Raw genomic sequence first — 10,546 nt, 5'->3', positions numbered from 1 at the left:
CCACCATCAAGCCGTTCGACGCCGCCACCGTCCTCGCCGAAATCAACACCGACCGGCTCGCCGTGACCCTGGAAAACCACTCCGTGGTAGGCGGCCTGTTTGAAACGGTAGCCTCCGCCGTCGTTTCTGCCGGCGTGGGCAAGCGCGTGGTCCCGGTGGCGCTGCCGGACCAGTTCCTCGACGCCGGCGCACTGCCCACTCTCCACGACCGCTACGGCCTCGCCACGGACCGCATCGTCGCCAAGGTCCTCGCCGAGCTCGGCTAGCGCGGCTACGGAGAATGCGGGAAGCACGGTACCGGTCCTGCCCGGTGCCGTGCTTTCTGCCGTAATATCGAGACAACGACGGACTGTAAACAGTCGACTTACAACATCGAGGACAGACGCCATGGCCGGACTGACAGCCCCGCTGCTGGGACTACAAAAGAAGAGCCTGCGTGAGCAGGCGCTGTCAGCGCTGAGGACTGCCATCACCAGCGGTGAACTGGCGCCCGGGCGGCATCTGGTGGAAACAGAACTTTCCGAGATGCTGCAGATCAGCCGGGGAACGCTGCGCGAGGCGCTGCGCCAGCTTGAACAGGAGGGCCTGTTGTCCGCAGGGCCCCGCGGCAGGCTGTCAGTCCGGCACCTGGATGAGAAGGAAATCCGGGACATCTTCGCTGTACGTGCGGCCCTTGAATCCTTGGCTGCCCGCACCCTCTGCGAACTCCCGGACCGAGCCCACGCTATCCAGTCCCTGCACCAGACCATAGACGTTATGGAGGCAGCCCAGGATTTGTCCCTGGAAGAGCGCATCGAATCCGACATGGAATTCCACCGCACTCTTTGCCGCCTGACCGGCAACGAAACCCTGCTTCACTCCTGGGAGTCCTTGGAAGGGTCAATCCGGATGTCCATCATGTTCGGCGGCTTGGAAAAGGGCGTCAAGAACATGAGCGTTGACCGGCATCGTGACATCGTGGCGGCCATTGAAACGGGCGACGCATCGCTCGCCCGGAAGACCATCCGCGCACACATGGACACCGCCGCAGCCAACCTCGTGGCCTGAGGCCCAGGCTTCAGAGGCCGCACCGCCGTTGTCGTCCCGGTTCCCGGGAATCCCTTTGAGTTCCGAACCGTTAACTGAATGTGCGGCTGAAGAGACCGCAACCGTTAACGAGGGATTGAATGAACGCGAAGTTTGTATCAGTTGAAGACGACGCCGGAAAGGTCACCCGCTACGCCCGTCATGCCAATGGCGGCGGCCTCATTGCTCCGGGTGCCACAGTGGCCGAGAGCTCGCACGTCGGCCCGATGACGTATGTGGAATACGGCGCCCGGATCGGTTCGGGTTGCCGGATCGGCCATGGCAGCTGGATCGACCGCGATGCCACTATCGGCGACCGGGCCGTCATTGGCGATGGCGTGCGGATAGGCCGGGGCACAGTGATTGGAAACCGTGTGCACATCGGCAGCCACTCACGCATTGGTTCCAGCGTCCTCATCGAGCACGGGGTGCACCTGCACGCCGACAGCAGGGTTCCCGACGGCGGTCAGGTGCCGCTGGGGTCGAAAGCAGGTGTCCCGGACCAGGCAAAAAAGCGTCCGCACCGGAAGAACAAGGGCCGGATGGCGGCATGACCCGGGTGGCCGGGTTGGTGCCTGCCTGCTTCGCTCCGCCGGGATTGCTCCTCCTAAGTGCGGCGCCGCCCGCCCCGCGCCACCCTGCTTACTGCCGCAGGCGGTGCTCCACCCGCCCCTTCACCGTAGCCGCACCCCAGACCGCCAGCAGCAGCGCTACCAGCAGCAAACCGGCGTCGCCCAGGTCAACCGATCCCAGCCACACCGTCAGGGGGTCGTCCAGCGCGAAGGCGGCGTTGACGAAGCCGCCCAGCGTGATCACCGCGATGAACAGCGCTGATACCGCAGAGATACCGGTCACCAGGGCGTTGAAACCGAGCTTCCGCTGTGGGTCATCAAGTGCCGAACGGTACATCCGCATCATCGCCATCCCGTTCAGCGAGTCGCACAGGGTCATGGCGGCGGTGAACGCCAGGGGCAGCACCAGCAGGGCAACGGGCGGCACCCCGGCCAAGGATGCCGCCGTCGTCATCATCAGCAGCCCGATGGTGGTGGCGGTGTCAAAGCCCAGCCCGAACAGGAAGCCGATCACGTAGATGTTGCGCGGCCGCCGCACCCTGGCCAGCGGCCGGGCGAGCAGCCGCGCCACCAGTCCCGTCGGTTCGAGGTCCCGAAAATCAATCGCGGCCCCCGACCGCGCCCGGCGGTAGGCCTGCGCAGAGCGGGCGAAGGCTGACCCGTTGAAGAGCCCCATCGCCAGCAGGAACAACCCGGAAACGCCGCTGCCGATCAGCCCAAGCACCAGGTTGCCGGCAGATCCGTCCTGCATGAATCCACCAATGGCGGCGGCGCCGGCAATAACCAGCACACCGGCCAGCGTCACGACGGAGCTGTGTCCGAGGCTGAAGGCGAAGCCGACGCTGACCGGGTCCTGGCGGCTCGCCACGAACTTGCGGGTGGAGTTGTCGATGGCCGCAAGGTGGTCCCAGTCGTAACTGTGCTTCACGCCCGCGAGATAGGCCGTCAGGACCAGTCCCCCGGTGAGAGCCTGGGCACTGGTTCCCCCGGCGTTGCCTGGGCCGCCGGCGAGCAGAAGTACGACGGCGGCTGTATGCAACGCGGCCACCGCACCGAACATCCACAGTAGGCGGGTCCACAGCGGCAAGGCGTCCCGCCGCCGGTAGAGGGTGGTGATGTTGGTGATGGCTGTCATCAGTGCTTCCTCAGGTTCAGTGGTTCCTGCCCGTGCCAGCGCTCGCGAAGGAGGGAGGTGCAGGCGCCAAGAAGGAGGTTCAATTCCCCTGTGCTGCTCGAGAGTGACCGCAGGACCAGCCCAGTGGTCCCGGCGATGCTGCGGGTCAGCGAAATTCCGGTCAAGGCATCGCGCCCCGACGTGATGCTGTGCAGCTCGTCGGCGAGCGCCTGATCCACCTGGGCTCCCACCACGATCAGCGAACCCAGATGGCTGAAGCCCTCCATAAACCCCGTCCCGGTGACATCACCCGACGGCGGCCGGATGAGCAGGTTGTCCAACGCCAGCAATTGGCTTCCTTCGTCTGTCCCGACCCAGATTTCGTTCCGCAGCCGCAGCTCCTCGTACCGGAACGCCGCTCCGTCAGGCGACCATCCCGGTGTCACTACTTCCGCCATGACCAGTGACGACGACGGTCGCACCGTAAACGACGTGTTCTGCCGGTAGCTGGCTTCCCGATAGGCAATGAGCTGGTCGGGCAGCAGTTCCAACCGGGCTCCGTCCCCCAGCCGTACAACCATCCGTTGCTCAGCAAAAGACCCAGGAGTCCGGTACACCTTCGTAGCCGACTGAGTGGTCAACAACAGGTCAGCACCGTCCCCGACCTCAACATCCACAACAAAAAGGTCAGCCCCAAGATAAGCACCGCCAGGATTCACAACGACGTAACAAACCTGCCCGGAGTCATCCAAGTAATGCGGCCGCAGAACACGAAGAGCGCCCTGATGGAATTGATGCGCGGCTACCGAACGTCCTTGCCGAACGGCGACTTTCAGTTCAAGCACGCCCATCGGTTACTGAGCCACTGAGGCGGCGGGGCCGGATTTGGGGGCCGCGGTGTGGTGGGCACCGCGAAGCGGGCACGGCCCCAAATCCGGTGAAGCCGCCGGACCCAGCCCGGTACCCGGTGAAGCGGCCGGGGGAAGTGCCGCCGTCGTGCTCATTGGGCCAGGTCGAACATCAGGACGTCCCGCCTCACCCATTCGATGACGGCCTCAAGTCCCTCGTCGGTCTTGAGGTTTGTGAAGCAGAAAGGTTTAGACCCGCGGAACTCCTTGGAATCCCGCTCCATGACAGCCAGATCTGCCCCGACGTGGGGGGCGAGGTCGGTTTTGTTGATGATGAAGAGGTCGGACTTGATCATGCCTTGGCCGGCTTTGCGGGGGATTTTCTCGCCTTGGGCCACGTCGATGATGTAGATGGAGAAGTCCACGAGTTCGGGGCTGAAGGTGGCGGAGAGATTGTCGCCTCCGGATTCGACGAAGATCACCTGCAGGTCCGGGTGCCGGGTTTTGAGTTCCTCGATGGCGGCGGTGTTCATGGAGGTGTCTTCGCGGATGGCGGTGTGCGGACAGCCGCCGGTTTCGACGCCGATGATGCGGTCAACGGGCAGTATCCCGTTGGCAGCCAGGATTTTGGCGTCCTCGATGGTGTAGATGTCGTTGGTGATGGCGGCCATGGAGATTTCGCCGCTCATGTGCCGGGTGAGCCGCTCCACCAGCTGCGTTTTGCCGGCGCCGACCGGTCCGCCGATGCCGATTTTGATGGGTTCAGTCATTTTGTCCTCCTGCTAGCTCATGAACATCCGGGCACGTTGGTGTTCGTGCCGCATTTGCGAAATTTCCAGTCCGGGCGTGACGGCACCAAAGTCGTCCAACCTCAGGTGGGAGACCCGTTCGACGGCGGCAGCGACGTCGTCGGCCGCTTGCCGCAACAGCCGCTGCCCGGCGTTCTGGCCCAGCGGGATGGCCCGGACGGCGTTCTGGGTCAGGGACGTGACGGCGGCGAAAAGATAGGCGGCAAGCGCCTCCTGCAGCGGCACTCCCAGTGAGCGGGCGACGACGGCGAACGCCAGCGGCTGATGCCCCGCGGCCAGGCTCCCACTCACCAGGTCCCGGTACAGTCCAAGCTCAGGCGAGGGAAAGATCTTCCCGCCAATCTCGAGCAGCCGCAAGCCCATCTTGACGCTGGCCTCCCGAACCTGCCGAGGCAGCAGCGAAGCAGACAACAGTGCGTCCAGTTCACCAACACCAACCCCCTCATACAAAAACCGGATGGCCAACCCATCGGAGTAAGAAAGCGGCTGCGAGATAAAGGCGGACAACCACTCGCCAAAACCAGCCTCATCAACGACCACACCCGCGTCGACATAAGTCTCAAAGCCAAGAGAGTGCGCAAAAGCCCCAGTTGGCAAAGCGGAATCGGTCAACTGCTGCAAGGCAAGCTGGTAACCACTCACTGAAGCCCCACCCAACGTGACAAAGCAGAGCGACACGAGGAAAAGGGGAGAAATTCAGTGCGAGTGCTCAGCATGGCGGAAAGGTACGGGCATGACGCGTTCCTGGCGGGAGTAGGGCACGGCTGCGTGGCGAAGGTAGTCCTCGACGGTGTGGTCGTAAGCGCACACCATGACCTCGGCTTCATACTCCGAAGCAGAGTCGAAGAACTGCGCCTGGAGGTGCCGGTTGCCGAGGGAATGGGCCACGACGCCCATTTCGTGGATGGTCTGGGGCGCGATCACCAGGACGTCAGTGGGGAGCACGGACACCACGATCATGTTCGACTCCTCGAGGTGCAGGATGTCGCCGTCGCGGAGGTCGCCAGATCCGGACGGCAGCCTGATGCCGATCTCCTTGCCGTGGTCCGTGGTGGCTCGCTGGACGCGTTTGACCAGCTGGGTGCTGGGCAGCACCACTTTCTCCTGGTGCAGGTTGGTGTAGGCATGCGGGTCCGGCAGTTCGTGCAGGTTGCCGAGGACTTCTTCAATGATCACGTCGGGGCTCCAGTGGTGGGTTTCAGAAGAGGAAGTAGCGCTGGGCCATGGGCAGCACATCGGACGGCTCGCAGGTGACGTCCTCGCCATCGACTCTTACCTGGTACGTTTCCGGGTCCACCTGAATGTCCGGGGTGGCGTCGTTGTATTTCAGGTCTGCCTTGGTCAGCGTCCGGATTCCCGAGACGGGCCGGATGATCTTTTCCAGGCCCAGTTCGTGGGGGACGCCGGCGTCGATCGCGGCCTGCGAGAGGAAGGTGATGGATGACTGCTGCAGGGCCTTGCCGAATGCGCCGAACATTGGGCGCATGGTCCGGGGCTGGGGGGTGGGAATGGAAGCGTTGGCGTCGCCCATCAGGGCATAAGCGATCTGTCCGCCCTTGATCACCAGCTCGGGTTTGACCCCAAAGAAGGCCGGGTCCCATAACACGAGGTCGGCGAACTTTCCCACCTCCACAGAGCCCACCGAGTCCGCAATCCCCTGCGCGATCGCCGGGTTGATCGTGTACTTGGCCACGTAGCGCTTGAGGCGGAAGTTGTCGCTGCCCGGCCCCAGGCCCGACGGTGAGCCGTGGACACCTGCTGCGTTGTCTCCCCGGCGGTCCATGAGCACGCCGCGCTGCTTTTTCATCTTGTCCGCCACCTGCCAGGTGCGGGTAATCACCTCGCCCACCCGGCCCATCGCCTGCGAGTCGGAGGAGGTGATGGAGAAGATGCCCAGGTCCTGCAGCACGTCCTCGGCTGCGATGGTTTCCGCCCGGATGCGCGAATCAGCGAACGCCACGTCTTCCGGGATATCCGGGTTGAGGTGGTGACACACCATCAGCATGTCCAGGTGCTCTTCGATGGTGTTGCGTGTGTACGGCAACGTGGGATTGGTGGACGCAGGCAGGACATTGGGCATCCCTGCGATTTTGATGATGTCAGGTGCATGCCCTCCGCCGGCGCCCTCGGTATGGAAGGTGTGGATGACCCGGCCGTTGATGGCGCGGATGGTGTCCTCCACGAAGCCGCACTCATTCAGGGTGTCGGTGTGGATGGCGACCTGGACGTCGTATTCGTCGGCGACTGTGAGGGACGTGTCGATGGACGAAGTGGTGGAGCCCCAGTCCTCGTGGACTTTCAGCCCGATGGCACCGGCACGGATCTGCTCAGCCAAAGGTTCGACGGCGGACGCATGGCCCTTGCCGAACAGTCCGATATTCATGGGGAAACCCTCGGCCGCCTGCAGCATCCGCTGGATGTGCCACTTTCCGGGGGTCACCGTGGTGGCCTTGGTGCCTTCGGCCGGGCCCGTACCGCCGCCAATCATGGTGGTGATGCCGCTGGTCAGGGCTGCAGGGATCTGGTCCGGGGAGATGAAGTGGATATGGGTGTCCACTCCCCCGGCGGTGAGGATCTTGCGCTCGCCGGCTATGATTTCGGTGCTTGCGCCGATCACGATGTCCACGCCGTCGGTGATCTGCGGGTTGCCGGCCTTGCCGATTTTGAAGATATGTCCATCCCTGATGGCCACATCAGCCTTGTAGATACCTGTGTAGTCCAGGATCACGGCATTGGTGATGACGGTGTCCGGCACCCCGCCGCCGGAACCAACACCGTCCCGTGTCACCTGGCCGTTCTGGCCCATGCCGTCCCGAATCACCTTGCCGCCGCCGAACACCACCTCCTCGCCGTAGACGGTGAGGTCCTTTTCGATCTCAAGGAACAGGTCGGTATCAGCCAGGCGGATGGCGTCACCCGTCGTCGGGCCGTACAGGTCCGCGTACTGCCGGCGGGGAATCTCGAAGCTCACTCGCCGTCCTCCTTCACACCGTGCCGGGCTCCTGCCGGCCCCTTGCCGTTGCTCAATGGACCGTTGACGGCATTACTCAGGCCGTACACTTCTCGGGCGCCGGCCAGTTCGATCAGCCGCACGTTCCGGGAGTCCCCTGGCTCGAACCGCGCAGCAGTGCCGGCGGGAATGTCCAGGCGCCGGCCGTAGGCTGCTTCGCGGTCGAACGTCAGGGCCGCGTTCGCTTCGGCGAAGTGGAAGTGCGACCCCACCTGCACAGGCCGGTCACCGGTGTTAACCACGACGACGTCGATCGCCTCCCGCCCGGCGTTCGCCGTCAGCGGCTCCGGCCTTAGGACGTACTCTCCTGGAATCATGGCCTGCCCTTCAGCGGATGGGATCGTGGACGGTGACGAGCTTGGTGCCGTCCGGGAAGGTTGCCTCAATCTGCACGTCACGGATCATCTCGGGCACGCCTTCCATCACGTCCTCCCGGCGCAGCAGAGCGGTGCCGTAGCTCATGAGGTCCGCGACGGTGCGGCCGTCCCGGGCGCCCTCAATAAGCTCGTAGCTGATGATGGCCACGGCTTCGGGGTAGTTGAGCTTGAGTCCACGGTCCTGGCGTCGCCGTGCCAGGTCTGCGGCCACCACGATCAAGAGTTTTTCCTGCTCACGTGGCATCAAATGCATGAGGGTCCCTTCGACGGCCAGCGGACGGCGTGGGACCCACAGTAGGGGGCGGAGGTTTCCGCCACGTTTCAGGTTTGTTATCCCCGGCTCTCCGCTTCCGGGTCAACAGCCAACGCGACGGGAAGACTCAGAGGCTGAGCCGGGCCAGGATCTCGTCCGTGGACTGGACCGGCTGGCGGTAACTGGTGGAGAGGATGCGCAGCATGTCCTTAGCGTCCTGGTTGTCTTCCGAGGCCATCGCGTCCTTTGCGTACGTGACCCGGATGTTGTGCGCGAACGCATCTGCGCCGGTCTGCGCGATGCAGTTGTGCGTGGAGACTCCCGCGAGCACCACTTCGTCAGCGCCCCAGTTGCGCAGCCGGGACAGCAGGTTGGTGCCAACGAAGGCGCTGTCACGCGTCTTGTTCAGCTGGGGCAGGCCGTCAATGGCAAGGCCCGGCACTGCATGCGTCTGCTCACTGCCACGGAAAATGAAGCCCTGGTCATCGTCAAGCATGTTCAGCGTCCACGTGGATTTGTCCCGCTCGTGCTCGGTCCCCACCATTAACGCCTTGTGTCCGCTTGCCTTGAAGGCTTTAAGCAACCTGTTGCAGGAGGCAACCAGCCGTTCCTGTTGCGCCGCCAGTTCCGGCGCCTCGAAGTACGCGTTCTGCATGTCGATGACAAGAAGTGCAATCATGTGGCACCTTTCCCTCCTTGAGCTCTGCTCCCTCGTTGAGCTCTGCGGGAAAGGTACCCTGAGGCCGGCCGGGCGAAACGTAAAGTGCGGATTCTAGGCTGGCGTACCGAACACTTTCCGGTCAAGGAAGGCGTTGCGGAATTTGCCCTCAGGATCCAAGCGCCGGGCCAGGGCCCGGAAGTCGTCAAACCTGGGGTAGAGCGGTGCGAGCTGTTCGGCTTCCGCCGCGAACAGCTTGCCCCAGTGCGGGCGCATCTCGAAAGGCGCGAGTGCGGCCTCAAGTTCGGGCAGGAGCGCCTCAACTTCCGCCTGAAGTGGCTTCCAGGTGAAGTGGAGGCCTATCCCGGCGCGCTGGTAGTTGCTGCTGAGCCACAGCTCATCTGCTGCCATTGACCGCACCTCGGAGACCTGCAGCAAGGGGGTGATCTTCGGCGCGAGTTCGCGCATGCGCTGGATACCTTGGATGGCGTGTTCCCGGCCGATGAGGTATTCGGTCTGGAGCTCCTGCCCGCTGCTGGGCGTGAAGGCGAGGCGGAAGTGGGCAAGGCGGTCGGACCATGGCCCGGGGACGCCCAACTGCTGGGTGCAGTGGTCAGCGGCCACACCCGGCACCGGATGGTGAGCCCGGGCAGCCGGTATTCCGCCGTAAAACGTCGTGGGCACCGCGGCTCCATCCATCCTGCTCTTGAGCCACACCTGGCCGATGGCGTCCCCGGCCCAGTCAGTGAACAGGCTGACGCTGTAGGCGGACGATGTCGCTGCCTCGTAGTCTGCCAGGACGGCGTCCCATGGCACATCCGTGAAGACGTCCTGGCGCACGTCGAATGATGGTTCTAACTCCAGCGTCACGCGGTGGACGACACCAAGTGCGCCAAGTCCCACAACCATGCCCTCAAAGTCCGGGTCGCCCTGGGCCACGGACAGGACATCACCGGATGCTGTCACGAGATCCAGGGCGACAACGGCGGTGGAGAGGTTGCCATTCCTGTTCCCCGAACCGTGGGTTGCAGTCGCGATAGCGCCGCCGATCGAAATGTGGGGCAGGGATGCGAGGTTGTGGAGGGCGAAGCCCCGGCGCTGCAGGTACCCGGCAAGGACTCCGTACCGGACTCCCGCGCCAACTGTAACCGTCAGCGCAGCCTCGTCCACCTCAATGCGGGGATCGAGGGCATCGAGGGATACCAGGGTTCCCGGAGTGTCCGCTATATCGTTGAATGAGTGCCGTGACCCGAGGGCGCTGACGCGGAGAGATTGTGCCACCGCATGCTGAAGGTCGGGAAGCGAGCATGGATACTCCATCGTCGGGGCCCGAAACTCATAGTTTCCCGCCCAGTTGAGCCTGTCCCGTACCTGTTCCTCGATCATGGTCGTCCTTGTCTGGCCGGTGTCGCGACATAAGTGATGGGTGCAGCGCTGCCTCCGAACGCGCGCCCGGCCATCCTACAACGTTGTAACCTTGTTTCCATACGTGACGTACAGGGCATCACGGCGGGATCTCAGGGAGCGGTATGGCGGCCACACTAAAGGACGTTGCACTGGCGGCGGGCGTGTCCATCAAAACTGTCTCCAATGTCATCAACGACTACCCGCATATTCGCACGGACACCAAACAGCGGGTCATGGAGGCTATCGCCGAGCTCGGCTACAGTCCCAACATGTCCGCGCGCAGCCTGCGGTCGGGCAAGACCGGCGTGATCGGGCTCGCTGTTCCCGAGCTCTCCTTGAGCTACTTTGCCGAACTGGCGGATTCAGTCATCAAGGCCGCGGCCCGCCGCGGCCTGAAAGTCCTCATCGAGCAAACCGACGGGGACCGCGCCCA

At 63.8% G+C, this 10,546-nt stretch carries 14 protein-coding genes; 4 read left to right on the top strand and 10 right to left on the bottom strand.

Going from position 1 to position 10,546, the window contains the following annotated elements:
- The 3 genes from AC5RWX_RS25655 to AC5RWX_RS25645 form a co-directional block, all read left to right on the top strand.
- On the top strand, nucleotides 1-266 hold a 266-nt coding region (locus AC5RWX_RS25655), incomplete at its 5' end, for a transketolase C-terminal domain-containing protein (protein ID WP_494099105.1).
- A gap of 121 nt (nucleotides 267-387) precedes the next feature.
- Nucleotides 388-1,047, top strand: coding sequence for a GntR family transcriptional regulator (locus AC5RWX_RS25650; protein WP_494099104.1), 660 nt, complete (start codon nucleotides 388-390; stop codon nucleotides 1,045-1,047).
- Nucleotides 1,048-1,166: 119 nt separating this feature from the next.
- Nucleotides 1,167-1,619 (top strand): LbetaH domain-containing protein, encoded by a 453-nt coding sequence (locus AC5RWX_RS25645; RefSeq protein WP_494099103.1) that lies wholly within the window; start codon nucleotides 1,167-1,169, stop codon nucleotides 1,617-1,619.
- 88 nt (nucleotides 1,620-1,707) lie between these two features.
- Here the strand turns inward: AC5RWX_RS25645 and AC5RWX_RS25640 are convergent, their stop codons facing one another.
- The 10 genes from AC5RWX_RS25640 to AC5RWX_RS25595 form a co-directional block, all read right to left on the bottom strand.
- On the bottom strand, nucleotides 1,708-2,772 hold the full coding sequence (locus tag AC5RWX_RS25640; protein ID WP_494099102.1) for a HoxN/HupN/NixA family nickel/cobalt transporter: 1,065 nt from the start codon (nucleotides 2,770-2,772) through the stop codon (nucleotides 1,708-1,710).
- Nucleotides 2,772-3,602, bottom strand: coding sequence for an urease accessory protein UreD (locus AC5RWX_RS25635; protein WP_494099101.1), 831 nt, complete (start codon nucleotides 3,600-3,602; stop codon nucleotides 2,772-2,774). The genes AC5RWX_RS25640 and AC5RWX_RS25635 overlap by 1 nt, the downstream gene beginning before the upstream one ends.
- 149 nt (nucleotides 3,603-3,751) lie before the next feature.
- The gene (gene ureG / locus AC5RWX_RS25630) at nucleotides 3,752-4,369 is read right to left on the bottom strand and encodes an urease accessory protein UreG (RefSeq protein WP_494099100.1); all 618 of its coding nucleotides are present in this window, start codon (nucleotides 4,367-4,369) and stop codon (nucleotides 3,752-3,754) included.
- 12 nt (nucleotides 4,370-4,381) lie between these two features.
- Nucleotides 4,382-5,050: an urease accessory protein UreF gene (locus AC5RWX_RS25625; RefSeq protein ID WP_494099099.1), complete on the bottom strand. Its 669-nt coding sequence runs from the start codon at nucleotides 5,048-5,050 to the stop codon at nucleotides 4,382-4,384.
- 54 nt (nucleotides 5,051-5,104) lie between these two features.
- Nucleotides 5,105-5,584: an urease accessory protein UreE gene (gene ureE, locus AC5RWX_RS25620; RefSeq protein ID WP_494099098.1), complete on the bottom strand. Its 480-nt coding sequence runs from the start codon at nucleotides 5,582-5,584 to the stop codon at nucleotides 5,105-5,107.
- Between the two features lie 22 nt (nucleotides 5,585-5,606).
- Nucleotides 5,607-7,379, bottom strand: coding sequence for an urease subunit alpha (gene ureC / locus AC5RWX_RS25615; protein ID WP_494099097.1), 1,773 nt, complete (start codon nucleotides 7,377-7,379; stop codon nucleotides 5,607-5,609).
- The gene (locus AC5RWX_RS25610) at nucleotides 7,376-7,735 is read right to left on the bottom strand and encodes an urease subunit beta (RefSeq protein ID WP_494099096.1); all 360 of its coding nucleotides are present in this window, start codon (nucleotides 7,733-7,735) and stop codon (nucleotides 7,376-7,378) included. The genes ureC and AC5RWX_RS25610 overlap by 4 nt, the downstream gene beginning before the upstream one ends.
- 10 nt (nucleotides 7,736-7,745) lie before the next feature.
- Nucleotides 7,746-8,048, bottom strand: a complete 303-nt coding sequence (locus AC5RWX_RS25605) for an urease subunit gamma (protein WP_494099095.1) — start codon at nucleotides 8,046-8,048, stop codon at nucleotides 7,746-7,748.
- A gap of 127 nt (nucleotides 8,049-8,175) precedes the next feature.
- The gene (locus tag AC5RWX_RS25600) at nucleotides 8,176-8,727 is read right to left on the bottom strand and encodes a cysteine hydrolase family protein (protein ID WP_494099094.1); all 552 of its coding nucleotides are present in this window, start codon (nucleotides 8,725-8,727) and stop codon (nucleotides 8,176-8,178) included.
- A gap of 93 nt (nucleotides 8,728-8,820) precedes the next feature.
- The gene (locus tag AC5RWX_RS25595; protein WP_494099093.1) at nucleotides 8,821-10,092 is read right to left on the bottom strand and encodes an FAD-binding protein; all 1,272 of its coding nucleotides are present in this window, start codon (nucleotides 10,090-10,092) and stop codon (nucleotides 8,821-8,823) included.
- Between the two features lie 143 nt (nucleotides 10,093-10,235).
- On the opposite strand from AC5RWX_RS25595, the gene AC5RWX_RS25590 reads away from it, so the two are divergent.
- Nucleotides 10,236-10,546, top strand: a 311-nt coding sequence (locus AC5RWX_RS25590) for a LacI family DNA-binding transcriptional regulator (RefSeq protein ID WP_494099092.1), incomplete at its 3' end; no start/stop codon positions are given.

This window comes from Arthrobacter sp. SPT-J7, from assembly GCF_059089965.1.
Note: the sequence above shows the minus strand (reverse complement) of the source record. Positions and strands in the feature narration are given on the sequence as shown.